The organism is Musicola paradisiaca NCPPB 2511, assembly GCF_000400505.1.
GTDB lineage: Bacteria > Pseudomonadota > Gammaproteobacteria > Enterobacterales > Enterobacteriaceae > Musicola > Musicola paradisiaca.
This window is the reverse complement of sequence record NZ_CM001857.1, coordinates 4,200,122-4,217,333: the sequence shown is the minus strand read 5'-3', so window position 1 is coordinate 4,217,333 and position 17,212 is coordinate 4,200,122. Positions and strand designations below refer to the sequence as shown.

Sequence of the window (17,212 nt, the reverse complement as noted above, 5' to 3'; positions counted from 1 at the left end):
ACATTGACTGCCCGAATATTCCGGGCAGTCGTTTAGCGCATGTCGTTGTTATCAGCGGTGGTACTCACCCGCCGCTTCCGGCTGGTACAGCAGTTCCATGACCTCAATCCGGGTTTCTTCACCGTTCGGCAACGGCCAGTTGATGGTCTTGCCGACGTGCATCCCCAACAAGGCGGCTCCCAGCGGCGCCATCACGGAAATCTGCTCGCTGCTATCCTTCAGTGTTGCCGGGTAAACCAGCGTGCGGATGTGTTCTTCACACGTCAACAAATCCCGGAATCGTACCCGGCTGTTCATGGTGACCACATCGGGCGGTATCTCAACCGGTGCGACGATGTGCGCCCGATCCAGCTCCGCATTCAGTGCCTGCGCAACGTCGGTACCGGCAAAAGCGGATTGTTCCAGTAGCGCATCCAGGCGCTCGGCATCCAGCTCGTTAATCGTCAGGTGTGGTTTATCCATGTTTATCTCCAGCGGTTTGTGACAAATAGCAATCCCCCCGCAACGAATGGCGGGGGGATGTAAAAAACAGTGATGAGCGGATGCTAGGTGCTGGTCGCAGAAAAAGGAAGAGATCTCGATCACGAATAGCCACAACGGCTGCTTATATCGGGTGACGGTAGCTTAATCTTCGTCAAACCCTGCCTCAAACAGCTGAATGACGGCCGCTAATGCTTGTTCTTCGTCTGGGCCGGTGGCTTCCACTTCAATGTAACGCCCTTTAGCGGAGTCCAGCATTAACATGGCGATGACGCTGCTGGCGTCGGCTTCGGTACCGCTTTCGTTACGCAACAGCACTTCGGCATCAAAACTTTGCACCAGTTCGAACAGTTTCATGGCCGGCCTGGCGTGCATGCCCAGGCGGTTTTTGACTTCAACGGTTTGCCTGACGGTCATGATTTGCGTTTTTCCAGCGTGCGATGGCGGGATTGCACATTCTTGCCGCGGGAGCGGAAATAATCCGCCAATTGTTCGGCAATGTAGACGGAACGGTGTTTGCCGCCGGTACAACCAATTGCCACCGTGAGATAGCTGCGGTTATTGGTTTCCAGCATCGGCAGCCAGAGTTCGAGATAACTGCGGGTTTGATAGATGAAGTTATGCACCTCGGTGTGGCGATCCAGAAATGCAGCGACCGGCTTGTCCAGCCCGGTCATGGGGCGCAGTTTAGGATCCCAATGCGGGTTGGGCAGGAAGCGCACGTCAAATACATAGTCCGCATCAATGGGAATGCCGTGCTTGTAGCCAAAGGACTCGAACACCATGGTCAGTTCACGTTCGCGCTTGCCCAACAGCCGCGTCCGTAGCATTTCCGCCAGCTCATGCACTGACATTTCCGAGGTGTCGATAATCAGATCGGCGCGTGAACGCAGCGGCTCCAGCAGATCATTTTCTTCATCAATGGCGCTTTCCAGCGACAGGTTTTTGCTGGAAAGCGGGTGGAGCCGGCGCGTGTCGCTGTAACGGCGGATTAATGTGTTGCGATCGGCGTCGAGGAACAACAACTGCGGGGAAAAGCTCTGGGGCAATCTGGTCAGCGCCTGTTCCAGAACTTCTGGCGTTTCCGGCATATTGCGGACATCGATACTGACCGCTGCGGAAATGTTGCGCTCCGCCAGCGTACACGCCAGCTCCGGCAGCAGCACCACCGGCAAGTTGTCCACACAGTAGAATCCCATGTCTTCCAGCGCACGTAGAGCCACGGATTTTCCCGAACCTGAACGACCACTGACAATCATCAGCACCATCTGACGACTCCCCCGGGCAGCGGGATGGTGAATGTCCACCGCCACAGTTAGCACATGTATTTGTTATCCGGCTCTGCCGGTTCCGAGTGGGCGTCCGCCGGTCGCAGGGACGTCCGAGATAATTGCTACCCGAATCCGAACACATCAGGTGTGATCGGCGAGATCCTGGTCGGTCATGATGTGGTACAGCTCATCATCGTTCTGCACAGCGCGTAGCCGACGGCATACAGATTTGTCCGCCAGCCGCTTGGCAACGAGGGACAAGGTATGTAAATGGGTTTTACATTGTTCAGCAGGAACCAGCAAGGCAAAAAGCAGATCGACGGGCTGATTGTCGATGGCGTCAAACGCCACTGGATGTTCCAGCTGAATGAAGACGCCTACTGCCCCCAGTGTGTTTTCGTCTTCCAGTTTTCCATGTGGAATGGCGATACCGTTACCAATACCGGTACTGCCCATGCGTTCCCGCGTCAGGATGGATTCAAAGATCATTTGCGGCGGCAGATTGAGCTGCCTGGCAGCCAGTTCACTGATGATTTCCAGGGCGCGCTTTTTGCTCTGGCAGTGAACGGCGCTACGGGTACACTCTTTGCGGAGTACGGCGCTGAGTTGAATAACGGGCTCGTTGTTCATATTGCTTTCACTTAATGACACTTTTGCCTCCGGTTATCGGCCCGCCGTGCGGCAGGCCCGGCCGTCCCTACGCCTGAAGGTGGCAGAATCAGTGTTGTTTCAGTTTATCCTTATGCTTGTTCAACTGCCTTGCCAGCTTATCGATCAACAGATCGATGGAGGCATACATATCCTCCGCTTCTGAGGTGGCATGCAGCTCGCCGCCGTTCACATGGATGGTGGCGTCGGCAATATGCTGGATTTTCTCCACTTTCAACACCACATACACCTGATTAATTCGATCAAAGTATTGCTCAAGTTTGGCGAATTTCGATGTGACGAACTCGCGCATGGAGTCAGTAATTTCGACATGGTGTCCGGTAATGTTCAGCTGCATATCGTCTTCCTTCTCAGTATGGGTCAAACCAGCTGTTTACGTTGATTCGACGGCGGGATGGATAAAGACTCGCGATATTTTGCTACAGTGCGCCGCGCCACGATAATGCCCTGTTCGGAGAGTAGGGTGGTCAGCTTGCTGTCGCTCAGAGGTTTTGCAGGGTTTTCCGCTGCAATCAGTTTCTTGACCAGCGCACGGATGGCGGTGGATGACGCTTCGCCGCCGCTGTCGGTGTTGACGTGGCTGGAGAAAAAATACTTCAATTCGAAAATGCCCCGCGGGCTATGTAGAAATTTTTGGGTTGTCACGCGGGAGATGGTGGACTCGTGCATATCCACGGCCTGAGCGATATCCGCCAGTACCATGGGTTTCATGAATTCCTCGCCATGTTCAAAAAACGCCTGCTGCTGTTCTACGATGCAGCGGGTGACTTTCAGCAACGTGTCGTTGCGGCTTTCCAAGCTTTTGATCAGCCAGCGGGCTTCCTGCAAATGGCTGCGGATGAACTGACCGTCACTGTCGTTACGGGCGTTGTTGCCGAGTGCGGCGTACTGCTGGTTGATCTGTAGTCTGGGCACGCTGTCGGTATTCAGCTCCACCGCCCAATGACCTTGGATCTTGCGAACCAGGACATCCGGGATCACGTATTCCGATTCGCCGGTATTGATGGACTGGCCGGGGCGCGGGTCGAGCGATTGGATCAGCGCCAACGCTTCTTTCAGCGTTTCTTCCTTCATTCGACTGGAACGGATCAGCATCCGGAAATCATGGTTGGCCAGCAGATCCAGATATTCGCTGACGATCATTCTGGCTTCGGCCAGCCGCGGCGTGGTTTTTTCATCAAACTGGGATAACTGTACCAGCAGGCATTCGCGCAGGTCGCGGGCGCCGACGCCGACGGGATCGAAGCGCTGCACTCGTTTCAGTACGGCCTCCACCTCTTCCAGCGTGAGGCTGTCGTCGCCGATGCTGTCGCGGATATCCTCCAGCGAAACCGTCAGATAGCCGGTATTGTCGACTGCATCGACGATTGAGGTTGCAATGGCGGCATCGGTATCGGAGAACGGCGTCAGTTCCACCTGCCACATCAGATAATCCTGCAACGTCTGAGTGGTTTCGCCCTGATAGACCGGCAGCTCTTCGTCGCGATAATCGGTACTGGTGCCGGACGGTGTGCCTGCGGTATAGATTTCATCCCAGGCGGCGTCGAGCGGCAGCTCGTCCGGCATTTCCTTCTGCTCCAGCGCTTCGCGGGTGTCCAGCGTTTCGTGGTCGCTACTTTCCTGCGTTTCTACTTCTTCATGGTTGTCAGCCTGTTCCAGCAATGGGTTGCTTTCCAGCGCCTGTTGGATTTCCTGCTGGAGTTCAAGTGTGGACAATTGCAGTAGACGGATCGCCTGCTGTAATTGCGGTGTCATAGCCAGTTGCTGACTAAGCCTGAGTTGCAAACCTTGCTTCATAACTCGCGCTAACTTCCTTTATTAATTATAAATAAAAACAATGTTTTATCAGAGTCGGAAGCCTTCACCCAGATAGACCCGTTTCACTTGTTCATTCGCCAGTATATCTATTGGTGAGCCATGGGCAATAAGCTGGCCCTGGCTGACGATATAGGCACGTTCACAGACATCCAGCGTCTCGCGAACATTATGGTCGGTAATCAGCACGCCTAGCCCGCTGTCGCGCAGATGCTCGATGATTTTTTTGATATCGATGACCGAAATGGGATCTACGCCGGCAAAGGGTTCGTCCAGCAAAATGAATTTCGGGTTGGCCGCCAGCGCTCGGGCGATTTCTACTCGGCGCCGTTCACCGCCGGACAGTGATTGTCCCAGATTATCGCGCAGGTGAGTAATATGAAACTCGTCCATAAGCTCGTTGGCGCGATCCTGCTGTTGCTCCCGGGTCAGATCCTTGCGGATTTGCAGAACGGCCATCAGGTTGTCGTAGACGCTTAATCGCCGGAAAATCGACGCTTCCTGCGGCAGATAGCCGATGCCGCGGCGAGCGCGGTCGTGCAGCGGCAGCAGACTGATGTCTTCATCGTCGATGACGATGCGGCCTTCGTCACGCGGCACGATCCCCACGACCATGTAAAACGTAGTGGTTTTGCCCGCGCCGTTAGGGCCCAGCAGTCCGACGATCTCGCCTGAATTCACATTCAGGCTGACGTTTTCCACCACTTTGCGGCCCTTGTACGCTTTGGCCAGATTCTCTGCAATTAATGTTGCCATGGGTTACTTGCGTCACTCACTGTTGTTTGGCGGGTTTGGTCTGACTGGCGCCGGGTTTGCTCTGACTTGCGGCAGGCTTAACGCCATTCGGATTGGCCTGGGTACCCTTGTCCTGCAATTGCGACGGCACCAGAACGGTAGTTACCCGTTTACCCTTGTCGCTGAAGGCTTCCATCTGTTGTTGTTGAACCAGGTAGGTAATGCGATCGCCTTTGACATTACTGTCAAGCTGTTCCAGATAAGCGTTGCCGGTAAGAATGACGAGCTGCTTGTCCAGTTCATAGCGCATTTTCTGCGCGTGTCCTTTTACCGGTTTACCGTTGTCCTGCATCTGATAAAAGGTCGCCGGGTTGCCGTAACCTTCAATGATTTCATGGCCCTGCTGGCCGTTCGGACGTGTGACCACGACTTTGTCGGCCTGAACCTTGATGGAACCCTGGGTCACGATCACGTTGCCGGTGAATGTGACCACGTTGCTCTGCATATCCAGCGCCTGCTGATCGGAATCGATATGGATGGGCTGATCGGTATCGCCGGTCAGCGCCAATGCCGGAAGGCTGACGGCGAACAGGGCGCTGGCGACCAGGATGCTGTGCAACACATTATTGTTTAGGTTGGATTTCATAATAAGATTTTACCTTGTCGATCAATTCAGCGGTTTTGCTGCGCAGATTACCACGCATTTTCAGCCCGTTAGAGGTAAAGTTAGTGCCGTACAGGGTGACTTCATCATCCGACGAGACATCCTGTGTGATCAGGTTGACCTGGGCGTTGTCTGTCTTGATACGTTCCAGTTGTGAATCAGTGGTGAGGCTGTTGACCTCCACATGACCGTAAAGATAGAGCATCCGGTCTTTTGTCAGCGTGGCGCGATCGGAACGCACCGACCAGGTCGCCACCCCGAGTTCGTTGAACATGGTCGCCACCGGCAAGGTAAAGCGGCTGCTTTGGTCGGCGTTGTAATGTTCCGCACTCTCCGCCACCAGCTTGTAGCTCAGTTTTCCGGTTGGGTCATATACCACGGTAATGTTTTTCTGCATGGTATAAGCAGGGTCATTGCTGGGTACTTCCGCCGGGCCGGTGCTGGCCTGTCTGTCGGTCAGATTTAACCCGATCAGCACCAGTGCGATCAATGCCAGCAACAGCGTCAGCCAGCGTTTTACATTACTCATATCGACAGCCCTTTGGCGAAATCAAGCTTATCCTGCGCCTGTAGGATAAGGTCGCACATTTCTCTTACCGCGCCGCGGCCACCGGCGATGCGCGTGACATAATCAGCCCGTGGCTGCAACAGCGGGTGAGCGTCGGCAACCGCTACGCTTAGACCCACTTCGGCCATGACCGGCCAGTCGATCAGGTCATCGCCGATATAGGCGACCTGGCTGGCCTGGATCGACAGTTTATCCAACAGTTCGCGGAAGGCCAAAAGCTTATCGGATTGTCCTTGATAAAGATGGGTGATACCCAGCGTTTGGCAGCGATCGATCAGCAACTGAGACGAACGGCCGGTGATAATCGCGACGTCGATACCCGAAGTTAGCAGGCAACGGATGCCATAGCCGTCGCGGACATTGAACGCTTTCAGTTCTTCGCCCTGATTACCCATGTAGATAAGTCCATCGGACAGTACGCCATCTACATCGCAAATCAGCAGACGTACATCGCGCGCGCGGTTCATGACCTGCGTCTCCACAGGGCCGTAGCAGGTGTCGGTTTGCGGCCGAATTTCACTCATTCACTCATTCCTTGGCTCAAGTCGTACAGATCTGGGGAGTCACACCACGCCAGCGCGCAACATATCATGCATATGGATGATGCCAAGCAGACGATCGTCGTCCGCCACCATCAACGAGGTAATGTGGCGGGACTGCATCAGATTCAGCGCATCGACCGCCAGTGTATGCGGCGTCACCCGGATACCGCCGCGCGTCATCACGTCGGTGATGCGGGCGTTGTTCAGATTGATATTCATATCGAATACCCGGCGCAGGTCGCCGTCGGTAAAAATCCCTTCGATTTTCCGGTCTGCGTTGCAAATCGCCGTCATGCCCAGATTTTTGCGCGTGATTTCCAACAGTGCGTCGCGCAGGGAAGCATGGCTGTCCACGCAAGGAATTTCTTCGCCGGAGTGCATGATGTCTTCCACCCGTAACAGCAATTTGCGGCCAAGCGCGCCGCCGGGATGGGATAATGCGAAATCTTCGGCGGTAAAGCCGCGTGCCTGCAATAACGCCACCGCCAGCGCATCGCCCATTACCAGCGCGGCGGTGGTGCTGGATGTCGGCGCCAGCCCCAATGGGCAGGCTTCCTGAGCGACGTGAACGCAAAGGTGGATATCCGCAGTTTTCGCCATCGTGCTGTCTGGGTTGCCGGTCATGCAAATCAGACAAACCTGCAGACGTTTAAGCACAGGGATCAGCGCCAGAATCTCGTGCGATTCACCCGAGTTGGATATGGCGATGACGACGTCCTGCGCGGCAATCATGCCCAGATCGCCGTGGCTGGCTTCCCCAGGGTGGACGAAAAACGATGGCGTACCGGTACTGGCGAACGTCGCCGCCATTTTGCAGCCGATATGGCCTGATTTGCCCATCCCCATGACCACGACCTTGCCGCGACAGTGGAACATTTTTTCGCAGGCCAGGGCGAAGTTACCGTCGATATACTGATCCAGCTGCGCCAGACTATCGCGCTCGATGGACAGAACCTGACGGCCTGCCGTCTGGAAATCAAAGCCGGGTTGTAACTTGAAATGTGACATCAAAAATATCCTGCATTGCCGGTGTTCTGGCTATGGAAACAAGAACAGCACCGAAAGGTACGCAATGAATGCACACACTAACAATGTGCCCGCGCCCTGACCGATGCACCGTTTCTGGCGGAGACAGAGTGCCGTCAGAAGCGCACTGACGCCGAGCATGACCCAGTAATCGCGCTGAAAAGCGAGCGGGTTCAGTGCGCCTGGCGAGAGCAGTGCCGGGACGCCCAGCACGATGACGATATTGAATATATTGGAACCGATCAGATTGCCCAATGCGATATCGTCTTCCTTTTTCAATGTGCCGACAATCGCAGTGGCCAGTTCCGGCAGGCTGGTGCCGACCGCCAATACGGTCAGACCGATGGTAAGTTCACTGATATTAAAGTAATTGGCGATGACGGTAGCGTTATCGATCACGATTCGGGCGGACATCGGCATGATGATCAGCCCGAGAATCAGCCACAGCAGCGCAACCGTATAGTTGTTGTCCTGCGGCAGTTCCGCCATCTGCTCCCGTGTCAGGCTGTCTTCGCCCTGCTTTGCTGCGCGGGTCGCCATGTTCAGCATCAGCAGGATGCAACCTCCGGCGGCAATCAGCAGGATGAGGCCATCCATGCGGCTCAAAAAACCGTCATGCAGCAGCCATCCGCACAAGGCGGTGACAAAAAGCATCGGGGGGAGTTCACGCCGCAGCAGGGCGGATTGGAATGTCAGCGGGCGTATCAGCGCGGCGCTGCCGAGAATCAACAGAATATTGGCGATATTGGAGCCCAGAACATTGCCGACAGCCATATCGATTTGATTATTAAGCGCGGCGGTGACGGAAACCATCAGTTCGGGCAAGGACGTTCCCATTCCAACGATAGTCATACCGATAATCATGGGCGGGATGCCGAAAGAGCGGGCCAGAACGGCGGCGCCATAGACGACCCGGTCGGCACCATAAACCAGCAGAATCAAACCAACAACCAACAGTACTGTCGCAAAAAGCATGCAGCGTCCTTTATTCAGGTATAATCACCGGCTTATTGGCGAACAAACCAGTATTTCTGGACGAATAATAAACAAAAAAGCCGTTTTTCCTCGCTAGCGCTAATTCTGACTGCGCAGGGCGAAAAAGTAAAACCAATGGCAACTTTGGCTACAACCAAATGGTCTGATTCTGTAACAGTGATGACGCCCGATATACCGGAATCAACGCAGTTATGTAGGCAACATGCCGAGAATAGACAAGAAATGACGGCTGCCAGGCGCGGCCGGTAAGGAAATGAACCATGAACCATGAAAATCTGGTTGAGATTCGCGGGCTCAATTTTCGGCGCGGCGAGCGGCCGATATTCAGCGATATATCGTTGAATGTACCCAAGCGTAAAATCACCGCGATCATGGGGCCGTCGGGAATAGGCAAAACCACGCTGTTGCGGCTGATTGGCGGGCAATTGCAACCAGATAGCGGAGAAATCTGGTTCGACGGAGAAAATATTCCAGCGCTTTCCCGTTCCGGGCTGTACGCCGCCCGCAAAAAGATGAGCATGCTGTTCCAGTCGGGCGCGTTATTTACCGATCTCAATGTTTTTGACAATGTCGCCTGGCCGCTGCGTGAGCATACCCAATTGCCGGACGTATTGTTGCGCAGTACGGTGATGATGAAGCTGGAGGCGGTTGGGTTGCGTGGCGCAGCGCAACTGATGCCTGCGGAACTGTCGGGCGGGATGGCCCGCCGCGCCGCGCTGGCGCGTGCGATAGCGCTGGATCCTCAGCTCATCATGTTCGACGAACCCTTTGTCGGTCAGGATCCCATTACGATGGGGGTGTTGGTAAAGCTGATCGACGAACTGAATCATGCGTTAGGCGTTACTTGCATCGTGGTGTCTCATGATGTGCCGGAAGTGCTGAGCATCGCGGATTATGCCTATATCATCGCCGGGCAGCGCGTTGTGGCGGAAGGATCGCCGCAGGAATTGCAGCAAAATGATGATCCGCGCGTGCGTCAGTTTCTGGATGGGACGGCGGATGGTCCGGTGCCGTTCCGACATCCGGCGGGTGATTATCTGAGCGGACTTTTGGGTACGGGGAGTTAACTGGTCATGCTATTGCAGGCATTGGCGTCGTTGGGACGCTCCGGCATCAGCACCTGCGCCTCTTTTGGCCGGGCCGGGCTGATGTTGTTTAATGCGCTGGTCGGCAAGCCGGAGCCAGCTAAACAGTGGCCGTTGCTGGCGCGGCAGCTTTATAGCGTCGGCGTGCAGTCGCTGCTGATTATCATCGTTTCCGGCTGTTTTATCGGTATGGTGCTGGGGTTGCAAGGCTATATCGTGCTGACGACTTACAGCGCGGAGGCCAGCTTGGGCATGATGGTGGCGCTGTCGTTATTACGCGAACTGGGGCCGGTTGTGACGGCGTTATTGTTTGCCGGTCGCGCCGGTTCCGCTCTGACTGCGGAAATCGGCCTGATGAAGGCCACCGAGCAGCTTTCCAGTATGGAGATGATGGCGGTGGATCCGCTTCGTCGCGTAGTCGCTCCCCGTTTCTGGGCCGGTTTTATCAGTATGCCTTTGCTGACTCTCATTTTCGTTGCGGTCGGCATCTGGGGCGGCGCGCTGGTCGGCGTAGACTGGAAAGGTATCGACAGCGGGTTTTTCTGGTCGGCGATGCAAGGGGCTGTGGAGTGGCGGCACGATGTAATGAACTGTGTGCTAAAGAGCCTGTTTTTCGCGATGACCGTTACCTGGATCGCCCTGTTCAATGGTTATGACGCCATCCCGACGTCAGAAGGCATCAGTCGTGCGACGACTCGTACCGTGGTGCATTCTTCACTGGCGGTACTGGGATTGGATTTTGTGCTGACAGCACTGATGTTTGGGAAATGAGTCGATGCAAACAAAGAAACATGAAATTTGGGTTGGCGCCTTTATGTTGATTGCGCTGGTTGCCATTCTCTTTCTGGCGCTGAAAGTGGCGGACCTGAAATCACTGGGAAATCAGCAGACATACCGTTTGTATGCGACTTTCGATAACATCGGCGGCCTGAAAATACGCTCGCCGGTGAAAATCGGCGGCGTGGTCATTGGTCGGGTGGCGGAGATCGGCCTGGACAGTAAAACGTATCTGCCGCGCGTGGCGTTGGATATCGATCGGCAATATGACCACATTCCGGATACCAGTTCCCTGGCGATTCGTACTTCCGGGTTGTTGGGGGAGCAGTATCTGGCCTTGAACATCGGTTTTGAGGATGCGGATATGGGAACGTCGATCTTTAAAGACGGCGGTACCATTCAGGACACGAAATCGGCCATGGTTCTGGAAGACCTTATCGGCCAATTCCTATATAAGAGCGGGGGTAACAGTAATGAGAATGCCGCTCAGAGCAGCGCAGAGCCATCGGTAAAGCCGGGCAATGATGCGAAATCTGACGCAGGCAGCCAACCTGTTACTCAACACCCTTGAGAGGATACAGAATGTTTAGACGTTTATTGATGGCGGCGTTGTTGGTAGTTGCGCCTTTTGTTAACGCAGCGGATCAGACTAATCCGTACAGCCTGATGAAGGAAGCGGCGCAAAAAACCTTTGATCGCCTGAAAAACGAGCAGTCTCAGATTCGGCAGGAACCTAATCGTCTACGCAGTATTGTCAAAGAAGAACTTCTGCCTTATGTGCAGGTCAAGTATGCCGGCGCTTTGGTACTCGGCCAATATTATAAAAATGCGACGCCGGAGCAGCGCGATGCCTATTTCACCGCCTTCGAAGCCTATCTGGAACAGGCTTATGGTCAGGCGCTGGCGTCGTATCACGGGCAGACTTACGAGGTTGCCCCGGAACAACCGCTGGGTAATGCGGAGATCGTGTCCATTCGCGTCACCATTATGGATAACGGCGGGCGCCCGCCTATTCGCCTGGATTTTCAGTGGCGTAAAAACAGTAAGACCGGCTATTGGCAGGCATATGACATGATTGCCGAAGGCGTGAGCATGATTACCACCAAACAAAATGAGTGGGCTTCCATATTGCGCCAAAACGGCGTTGATGGATTGACCCGACAACTGTTGGTGAGCGCCCGTCAGCCGATTTCGTTGGAACAGAAACGAAATGGCTAACTCGCTGACCTGGAAACGGGAAAATGGCGTCCTCCAGCTGGAAGGAGACCTTGATCGCGATACGCTGTTACCTTTGTGGCAACAGCGGGAGGCGTTGCTAAACGGTGTGGGTGAACTGGATCTCAGCCGGCTGCGTCGGGTTGATTCTTCAGGGTTGGCATTGCTGCTGCATTTTCATCATCAACAGCAGCAGCAAGAGAAGGAACTGAACATTACCGGAGCTAGCGATCGGCTCAGTACCCTTATCCAACTGTATAACCTGAGCGAAATCATCCCCATCCGCCAGGCTGGATGAGCGACGCTACGGCTATCTTATCGTCCCCCTTTTCGTACCTGTACGAAGGGGGATTTCTTTTGTTTAAGATGGTGGCGGATTCATCTAAGATACCACCCTGTTTATCATCTCCCCTGACGTAGAATCGAGAGCGATGGAAAATAACGAAATTAAAGATGTGCTGATGCAGGCATTGGCGCTGGATGAAGTGCACGTTTCCGGCGACGGTAGCCATTTCCAGGTAATTGTTGTGGGTGATGTCTTCAAGGAAATGAGCCGTGTCAAGCAGCAACAGGCGGTTTATGGGCCGCTGATGGAATATATCGCGGATAACCGCATTCACGCATTGTCGATCAAAGCTTATACCCCGGAAGAGTGGCTGCGCGATCGTAAACTGAACGGTTTTTGAGTCGGCGCGGTATGTCGCGCTATTAAGTCTGAATATTGAGAAATCGTCACTATGGATAAATTTCGTGTGCAGGGGCCAACCCGGCTCACCGGTGAAGTTACTATTTCCGGTGCTAAAAACGCCGCCCTGCCTATCCTGTTTGCTGCTTTACTGGCTGAAGAGCCGGTAGAAATCCAGAATGTCCCGAAACTGCGCGACATCGATACTACGATGAAATTGTTAAGCCAGCTGGGCGCGCATGTTGAGCGTAACGGCTCGGTGCATGTCGACGCCAGTGCGGTGAATGTTTTCTGTGCGCCTTATGAACTGGTCAAAACGATGCGTGCTTCGATTTGGGCGCTGGGGCCGTTGGTAGCGCGTTTCGGTCAGGGGCAGGTTTCTCTGCCGGGCGGATGTGCGATCGGCGCCCGACCGGTTGATTTACATATCAACGGCTTGGAACAGCTGGGCGCGCAGATCACGCTGGAAGAAGGGTATGTGAAGGCGACCGTGGATGGTCGTCTTAAAGGTGCGCACATCGTTATGGATAAGGTCAGTGTGGGTGCGACAGTGACCATCATGAGCGCTGCGGTATTGGCGGTCGGCAGGACGATTATTGAAAATGCCGCACGCGAGCCGGAAATCGTGGATACGGCGAATTTCCTGAATACGCTGGGCGCGAAAATCAGTGGCGCCGGCAGCGATAAAATTGTGATCGACGGGGTAGAGCGATTGGGCGGCGGAGTATACCGCGTGCTGCCGGATCGTATCGAAACCGGCACCTTCCTGGTGGCGGCGGCGGTTTCCGGCGGGAAAGTGGTCTGTCGCAATACTCGTCCCGAGACGCTGGACGCTGTGCTCGCGAAACTGCGGGAAGCAGGCGCTGATATTGATGTCGGTGAAGATTGGATCAGTCTGGATATGCATGGTCAGCGTCCTAAAGCCGTGAATGTACGCACGGCTCCGCATCCTGGATTCCCGACCGACATGCAGGCGCAGTTCAGTTTGCTGAATCTGGTGGCCGAAGGCACCGGGGTGATCACTGAAACCATCTTCGAAAACCGTTTCATGCATATTCCGGAACTGATTCGTATGGGTGCGCAAGCGGAGATCGAAAGTAATACGGTGATTTGCCATGGTGTTGAGCATCTGTCTGGCGCCCAGGTGATGGCAACCGATCTGCGGGCGTCCGCCAGTCTGGTTCTGGCTGGTTGTATTGCCGACGGCGTCACGCTGGTTGATCGTATCTACCATATCGATCGCGGTTATGACCGAATTGAAGACAAGTTGAGTGCTCTCGGCGCGAAGATTGAGCGCGTCAAAGAAAACGGCTGACGATGCGCCAGGCCGGGTGACGAGTGCTCCCGGCCTGGCCTGATGAAGGGGGCAACGTTTTCCCCACAGCGGGGGAAATCACAGCCGCTATTCGTTGGTCGGAAATTCCTGAATCGTGACGTTCAGCGTAATTTCTTTGTTGTCCCGATATACCACCACCGGAATGACTGAGCCTGGACGGATTTCCGCAACCTGATCCATGGTTTCAATCACAGATCTGGCGGGTTTCTGGTTAACCTCCATCAGTAGATCGCCTTCCTTGATCCCTGCTTTTGCCGCCGGCCCTCCGGTTTCCACCTTGTTGACGATAATGCCTTGCAGTCGATCAAGACCAGAAACCTGATTACCCAATCGCTCTCTCTGCGCACCGCTGATGCCGATGTATCCGCGAATGACGCGCCCATCCCGGATCAGTTTATTCATGATTTTGCTGGCCAGGGCGACAGGGATGGCAAAACCGATGCCTTCCGGTGTGCCGCCGTCGTTGCTTTTATCGAAAGACAACGTGTTGATGCCGACCAACTCCCCCAACGAATTGACCAGCGCACCGCCGGAGTTGCCGCGGTTGATGGAGGCGTCGGTCTGTAGAAAGTTCTGTCGGCCGGAAGAACTGAGCCCCACTCGTCCGGTGGCGCTGAGAATGCCTTGTGTGACGGTCTGCCCCAGATTGTAGGGGTTGCCGATTGCCAGTACGACATCGCCGACATGCGGGGGGCGTTTGGTGTTAATGGGGATTTCCGGCAGATTGGCGCCTTCGATTTTCAGTACGGCAAGGTCGGTTAATGTATCGGAACCGACCAGCAGTGCTTCAAAAATACGCCCATCCTGCAGTGTGACGACGATTTGCTCCGCGTTACTGATGACATGTTTGTTGGTCAGTATGTACCCTTTGCTGTTCATGATAACGCCGGAGCCAAGGTTGCGGATGTTCAGCTCATTCTGAGAACCTGGGCTGTTCGCTTGGTTATAAACGTTCACTACGGCAGGGGCTGCACGGCGTACCCCCAAATAATAACTGACCGGTGCTTCACTCTGACTGTCGTTCTCCGTCTTGAACGTCCCTTGACCGGAGCGCAATGCCGGAACGGCCAGCAAAAGAACGCCAGCCACGATGATACCGATGAGCATCGAACGTAACAGTTTGGTTAGCATGGGCTCAGGAGGTCAGAAAGAAGAATAAAACGCAGAATATCAGAGAAGGCGGAACGCCGCATCGCGCGACGTTCCCTTTTTCATATATCAACGTAACAACAGATAGATACTTTCTTCACCGCGGACGATATTCAGCGCCAGCACGGAGGGTTTGCTGTCAAGGATCTTGCGCAATTGCGAGATGCTTTCAACACGCTCGCGATTGACGCCCACGATAATATCGCCTTTCTGTAAGCCGACCTTGGCCGCCGCACTGTCCTTGGCGACATTCTCAATCAGTACGCCTTTGCTGCCGTCTTTCAACTGACCGTTGGTGAGTGAAGCGCCTTGCAGCGCAGGCGAAAGATTGTCGGCGTTGGTGGTTGCATTGGCGCTGTTGTCCAGCACGACGGAGACTTCTTGCTGTTTACCGTCACGTAACAGGCCGACACGAACTGTCTTGCCTGGCGCAGTAGTGCCGATTTTCGCTCGGAGTTCGGCAAAACTGTTAATCGGCTTGCCATCCAGCGAAATCAGCACATCCCCTGCTTTGATACCGGCCTTGGCGGCCGCAGATTTCGGAATGACCTCGCTGACGAATGCGCCGCGTTGCGCCTCAACCTTAAACGCTTTGGCGATTTCAGACGTCATCTCGCTGCCCTTGATGCCCAACAGACCGCGTTTGACTTCGCCAAATTCTACCAACTGCTGGGCCAGGTTTTGCGCCATGTTGCTGGGGATAGCGAAACCGATGCCGATGTTGCCGCCGCCCGGTGCGAGAATAGCGGTGTTGATGCCGATCAGCTCGCCTTTCAGGTTAACCAATGCTCCGCCGGAATTGCCCCGGTTGATGGAAGCATCAGTCTGAATAAAGTTTTCCAACCCTTCCAGATTCAGGCCGCTGCGGCCCAGCGCGGAAATAATTCCCGAGGTCGCGGTCTGGCCCAGACCGAATGGGTTGCCCACGGCAACAGCAAAGTCACCTACGCGCAACTGATCAGAGTCAGCCATTTTGATCTCAGTGAGGTTTTTAGCATCCACCAATTGCAAAAGGGCGATATCGGTCTGTTCGTCGCGGCCGATCAGTTTTGCGTCGTATTCCCGACCGTCGTTCAACTGAACACGAATTTTATCCGCGTTGTTGATGACGTGGTTGTTGGTCAGCACATAGGCTTTTTCCGCACTGATGATGACGCCGGAGCCCAGTCCTTCAAATGGGCGGCTGCTCTGCTTTTCCGAGGGGGTATTTGGGCCGAAGAAAAATTTGAATTCTTCGGGGATGCGTTGGCGCTGAATTTGTGTGCCTTCTACATGGACGCTCACGACGGCCGGAAGGACTTTTTCCAGCATTGGTGCCAGGCTGGGCAACGGTTGACCCGACACAACCGAAGGCAGCGCGGCGTTAGCCGTAGGAAGCGAGGACAAGGATAGACCTATGCTGAGTGCCAGCGCGCTATACAACAACGATGCTTTTTTCATTGATTGTTAACTCTCTCTCACGACCTGCGTATGAATAAAACGATGATATATAAACTCAAACTTACGGTGAAGAGTCAGACCTGGGGCAATGTGTAAAGTTCACTGCTATTTCGTCAGCAGAATGTAACCGCCATCTGACCCGAACGGCGATACTGAATAAAAGAAATTGTCCGGAGTGTTTGTTTTTTCTATAAAAACGGGATGCAACTTTGCATCCCGTTCATGTCTGGCATCGAATTACTTGCTGGCAGGCCGCGAACCTTGCAACAGGCCGGACGCACCATCCGAGTAATCACGCGGCGGCATATTCACCGGCGCCTGATCGTTGTCGGATTCTGCTTCAGTCAGCCGATAGCGGAAAGGGTTTTCGTGTACTGGCGTATCAGGCAACAGGTTATTGGAGCTCTTGGCCATATGCTGGTAGAGCTGGCGGTAATCGCGAGCCATGTTGTCGAGCAGCTCTGCACTGTGAGCAAAATGGGTCACTAACTCCTGACGATACTGTTCCAATTCCGTTTTGTTTTTCTCCAGTTCGCTTTGCAATACCTGTTGCTGACGCAGCTTACGATTACCGAAACGCATGGCGACAGCACCAATAATGACACCGATAACTAATCCAATCAGCGCGTACTCCCAGGCCATAATGACTCCTATTTGACTTCGTTGTTCCGTAGGGCTTTTCACTTAATAATAGCCACTATAACCGCTAACCTGACTGGAGTGGAGCCCCGAGGCATGATGTCGTATGGTATGGCGGAA

Annotated in this window: 22 protein-coding genes; 7 read left to right on the top strand and 15 right to left on the bottom strand. The window is 54.4% G+C overall.

Annotated features, from left to right (window positions below):
- Window positions 1-51: 51 nt before the first annotated feature.
- The 12 genes from rnk to DPA2511_RS18760 all read right to left on the bottom strand — a co-directional run bounded on the left by rnk (window position 52) and on the right by DPA2511_RS18760 (window position 8,745).
- Window positions 52-462, bottom strand: coding sequence for a nucleoside diphosphate kinase regulator (rnk, locus tag DPA2511_RS18815; RefSeq protein ID WP_015855316.1), 411 nt, complete (start codon window positions 460-462; stop codon window positions 52-54).
- Window positions 463-624: 162 nt separating this feature from the next.
- Window positions 625-897, bottom strand: coding sequence for a PTS phosphocarrier protein NPr (npr, locus tag DPA2511_RS18810; protein ID WP_015855315.1), 273 nt, complete (start codon window positions 895-897; stop codon window positions 625-627).
- Window positions 894-1,748 carry an RNase adapter RapZ gene (rapZ, locus tag DPA2511_RS18805; protein WP_015855314.1) on the bottom strand — a complete coding sequence of 285 codons (855 nt, stop codon included), beginning with the start codon at window positions 1,746-1,748 and terminating at the stop codon, window positions 894-896. Before rapZ ends, npr begins: the two co-directional genes overlap by 4 nt.
- Window positions 1,749-1,892: 144 nt before the next feature.
- Window positions 1,893-2,381, bottom strand: a complete 489-nt coding sequence (ptsN, locus tag DPA2511_RS18800; protein ID WP_023638508.1) for a PTS IIA-like nitrogen regulatory protein PtsN — start codon at window positions 2,379-2,381, stop codon at window positions 1,893-1,895.
- Between the two features lie 88 nt (window positions 2,382-2,469).
- The gene (gene hpf / locus DPA2511_RS18795; RefSeq protein ID WP_015855312.1) at window positions 2,470-2,757 is read right to left on the bottom strand and encodes a ribosome hibernation promoting factor; all 288 of its coding nucleotides are present in this window, start codon (window positions 2,755-2,757) and stop codon (window positions 2,470-2,472) included.
- Between the two features lie 23 nt (window positions 2,758-2,780).
- Window positions 2,781-4,217, bottom strand: coding sequence for an RNA polymerase factor sigma-54 (gene rpoN, locus DPA2511_RS18790; protein WP_015855311.1), 1,437 nt, complete (start codon window positions 4,215-4,217; stop codon window positions 2,781-2,783).
- 48 nt (window positions 4,218-4,265) lie between these two features.
- Window positions 4,266-4,991: an LPS export ABC transporter ATP-binding protein gene (lptB, locus tag DPA2511_RS18785; protein ID WP_015855310.1), complete on the bottom strand. Its 726-nt coding sequence runs from the start codon at window positions 4,989-4,991 to the stop codon at window positions 4,266-4,268.
- Window positions 4,992-5,007: 16 nt separating this feature from the next.
- Window positions 5,008-5,616, bottom strand: coding sequence for a lipopolysaccharide ABC transporter substrate-binding protein LptA (gene lptA / locus DPA2511_RS18780; protein ID WP_015855309.1), 609 nt, complete (start codon window positions 5,614-5,616; stop codon window positions 5,008-5,010).
- The gene (lptC, locus tag DPA2511_RS18775; RefSeq protein ID WP_015855308.1) at window positions 5,594-6,163 is read right to left on the bottom strand and encodes an LPS export ABC transporter periplasmic protein LptC; all 570 of its coding nucleotides are present in this window, start codon (window positions 6,161-6,163) and stop codon (window positions 5,594-5,596) included. The genes lptA and lptC overlap by 23 nt, the downstream gene beginning before the upstream one ends.
- Complete coding sequence (gene kdsC, locus DPA2511_RS18770) at window positions 6,160-6,726, bottom strand: 3-deoxy-manno-octulosonate-8-phosphatase KdsC (RefSeq protein WP_015855307.1); 567 nt, start codon at window positions 6,724-6,726, stop codon at window positions 6,160-6,162. Before kdsC ends, lptC begins: the two co-directional genes overlap by 4 nt.
- A gap of 39 nt (window positions 6,727-6,765) precedes the next feature.
- Window positions 6,766-7,752, bottom strand: coding sequence for an arabinose-5-phosphate isomerase KdsD (gene kdsD, locus DPA2511_RS18765; protein ID WP_015855306.1), 987 nt, complete (start codon window positions 7,750-7,752; stop codon window positions 6,766-6,768).
- 30 nt (window positions 7,753-7,782) lie between these two features.
- Window positions 7,783-8,745 (bottom strand): calcium/sodium antiporter, encoded by a 963-nt coding sequence (locus DPA2511_RS18760; protein WP_015855305.1) that lies wholly within the window; start codon window positions 8,743-8,745, stop codon window positions 7,783-7,785.
- A gap of 281 nt (window positions 8,746-9,026) precedes the next feature.
- Between DPA2511_RS18760 and mlaF the strand changes: the two genes are divergently transcribed.
- The 7 genes from mlaF to murA all read left to right on the top strand — a co-directional run bounded on the left by mlaF (window position 9,027) and on the right by murA (window position 13,843).
- On the top strand, window positions 9,027-9,833 hold the full coding sequence (mlaF, locus tag DPA2511_RS18755) for a phospholipid ABC transporter ATP-binding protein MlaF (protein WP_015855304.1): 807 nt from the start codon (window positions 9,027-9,029) through the stop codon (window positions 9,831-9,833).
- Window positions 9,834-9,839: 6 nt separating this feature from the next.
- Window positions 9,840-10,622, top strand: coding sequence for a lipid asymmetry maintenance ABC transporter permease subunit MlaE (gene mlaE / locus DPA2511_RS18750; RefSeq protein ID WP_015855303.1), 783 nt, complete (start codon window positions 9,840-9,842; stop codon window positions 10,620-10,622).
- A 4-nt stretch (window positions 10,623-10,626) separates the two neighbouring features.
- Window positions 10,627-11,199: an outer membrane lipid asymmetry maintenance protein MlaD gene (gene mlaD, locus DPA2511_RS18745; RefSeq protein ID WP_015855302.1), complete on the top strand. Its 573-nt coding sequence runs from the start codon at window positions 10,627-10,629 to the stop codon at window positions 11,197-11,199.
- A gap of 11 nt (window positions 11,200-11,210) precedes the next feature.
- A complete protein-coding gene (gene mlaC / locus DPA2511_RS18740; protein ID WP_015855301.1) occupies window positions 11,211-11,846 on the top strand; it encodes a phospholipid-binding protein MlaC in 636 nt (211 codons plus the stop codon).
- Entirely contained in the window at window positions 11,839-12,141 is a 303-nt protein-coding gene (gene mlaB, locus DPA2511_RS18735) for a lipid asymmetry maintenance protein MlaB (protein ID WP_015855300.1), read from the top strand. The genes mlaC and mlaB overlap by 8 nt, the downstream gene beginning before the upstream one ends.
- A 133-nt stretch (window positions 12,142-12,274) precedes the next feature.
- A complete protein-coding gene (ibaG, locus tag DPA2511_RS18730) occupies window positions 12,275-12,529 on the top strand; it encodes a BolA family iron metabolism protein IbaG (protein WP_015855299.1) in 255 nt (84 codons plus the stop codon).
- Window positions 12,530-12,580: 51 nt separating this feature from the next.
- Entirely contained in the window at window positions 12,581-13,843 is a 1,263-nt protein-coding gene (gene murA, locus DPA2511_RS18725; protein ID WP_015855298.1) for a UDP-N-acetylglucosamine 1-carboxyvinyltransferase, read from the top strand.
- Window positions 13,844-13,930: 87 nt separating this feature from the next.
- Here the strand turns inward: murA and degS are convergent, their stop codons facing one another.
- The 3 genes from degS to zapG form a co-directional block, all read right to left on the bottom strand.
- Window positions 13,931-14,995 carry an outer membrane-stress sensor serine endopeptidase DegS gene (gene degS, locus DPA2511_RS18720; RefSeq protein WP_015855297.1) on the bottom strand — a complete coding sequence of 355 codons (1,065 nt, stop codon included), beginning with the start codon at window positions 14,993-14,995 and terminating at the stop codon, window positions 13,931-13,933.
- A gap of 87 nt (window positions 14,996-15,082) precedes the next feature.
- A complete protein-coding gene (degQ, locus tag DPA2511_RS18715) occupies window positions 15,083-16,453 on the bottom strand; it encodes a serine endoprotease DegQ (protein WP_015855296.1) in 1,371 nt (456 codons plus the stop codon).
- 237 nt (window positions 16,454-16,690) lie between these two features.
- Window positions 16,691-17,095 (bottom strand): Z-ring associated protein ZapG, encoded by a 405-nt coding sequence (zapG, locus tag DPA2511_RS18710; RefSeq protein WP_015855295.1) that lies wholly within the window; start codon window positions 17,093-17,095, stop codon window positions 16,691-16,693.
- Window positions 17,096-17,212: the final 117 nt, after the last annotated feature.

Excerpts from the sequence above, each read along its gene's own strand:
- mlaF (WP_015855304.1), top strand. The coding sequence starts at position 9,027 with ATGAACCATGAAAATCTGGTTGAGATTCGCGGGCTCAATTTTCGGCGC.
- mlaD (WP_015855302.1), top strand. The coding sequence starts at position 10,627 with ATGCAAACAAAGAAACATGAAATTTGGGTTGGCGCCTTTATGTTGATT.
- ptsN (WP_023638508.1), bottom strand. The coding sequence starts at position 2,381 with ATGAACAACGAGCCCGTTATTCAACTCAGCGCCGTACTCCGCAAAGAG.
- kdsC (WP_015855307.1), bottom strand. The coding sequence starts at position 6,726 with ATGAGTGAAATTCGGCCGCAAACCGACACCTGCTACGGCCCTGTGGAG.
- lptC (WP_015855308.1), bottom strand. The coding sequence starts at position 6,163 with ATGAGTAATGTAAAACGCTGGCTGACGCTGTTGCTGGCATTGATCGCA.
- mlaE (WP_015855303.1), top strand. The coding sequence starts at position 9,840 with ATGCTATTGCAGGCATTGGCGTCGTTGGGACGCTCCGGCATCAGCACC.
- degS (WP_015855297.1), bottom strand. The coding sequence starts at position 14,995 with ATGCTAACCAAACTGTTACGTTCGATGCTCATCGGTATCATCGTGGCT.
- zapG (WP_015855295.1), bottom strand. The coding sequence starts at position 17,095 with ATGGCCTGGGAGTACGCGCTGATTGGATTAGTTATCGGTGTCATTATT.
- kdsD (WP_015855306.1), bottom strand. The coding sequence starts at position 7,752 with ATGTCACATTTCAAGTTACAACCCGGCTTTGATTTCCAGACGGCAGGC.
- lptA (WP_015855309.1), bottom strand. The coding sequence starts at position 5,616 with ATGAAATCCAACCTAAACAATAATGTGTTGCACAGCATCCTGGTCGCC.
- ibaG (WP_015855299.1), top strand. The coding sequence starts at position 12,275 with ATGGAAAATAACGAAATTAAAGATGTGCTGATGCAGGCATTGGCGCTG.
- DPA2511_RS18760 (WP_015855305.1), bottom strand. The coding sequence starts at position 8,745 with ATGCTTTTTGCGACAGTACTGTTGGTTGTTGGTTTGATTCTGCTGGTT.
- murA (WP_015855298.1), top strand. The coding sequence starts at position 12,581 with ATGGATAAATTTCGTGTGCAGGGGCCAACCCGGCTCACCGGTGAAGTT.
- rapZ (WP_015855314.1), bottom strand. The coding sequence starts at position 1,748 with ATGGTGCTGATGATTGTCAGTGGTCGTTCAGGTTCGGGAAAATCCGTG.
- rpoN (WP_015855311.1), bottom strand. The coding sequence starts at position 4,217 with ATGAAGCAAGGTTTGCAACTCAGGCTTAGTCAGCAACTGGCTATGACA.
- rnk (WP_015855316.1), bottom strand. The coding sequence starts at position 462 with ATGGATAAACCACACCTGACGATTAACGAGCTGGATGCCGAGCGCCTG.
- degQ (WP_015855296.1), bottom strand. The coding sequence starts at position 16,453 with ATGAAAAAAGCATCGTTGTTGTATAGCGCGCTGGCACTCAGCATAGGT.
- lptB (WP_015855310.1), bottom strand. The coding sequence starts at position 4,991 with ATGGCAACATTAATTGCAGAGAATCTGGCCAAAGCGTACAAGGGCCGC.
- npr (WP_015855315.1), bottom strand. The coding sequence starts at position 897 with ATGACCGTCAGGCAAACCGTTGAAGTCAAAAACCGCCTGGGCATGCAC.
- mlaB (WP_015855300.1), top strand. The coding sequence starts at position 11,839 with ATGGCTAACTCGCTGACCTGGAAACGGGAAAATGGCGTCCTCCAGCTG.
- hpf (WP_015855312.1), bottom strand. The coding sequence starts at position 2,757 with ATGCAGCTGAACATTACCGGACACCATGTCGAAATTACTGACTCCATG.
- mlaC (WP_015855301.1), top strand. The coding sequence starts at position 11,211 with ATGTTTAGACGTTTATTGATGGCGGCGTTGTTGGTAGTTGCGCCTTTT.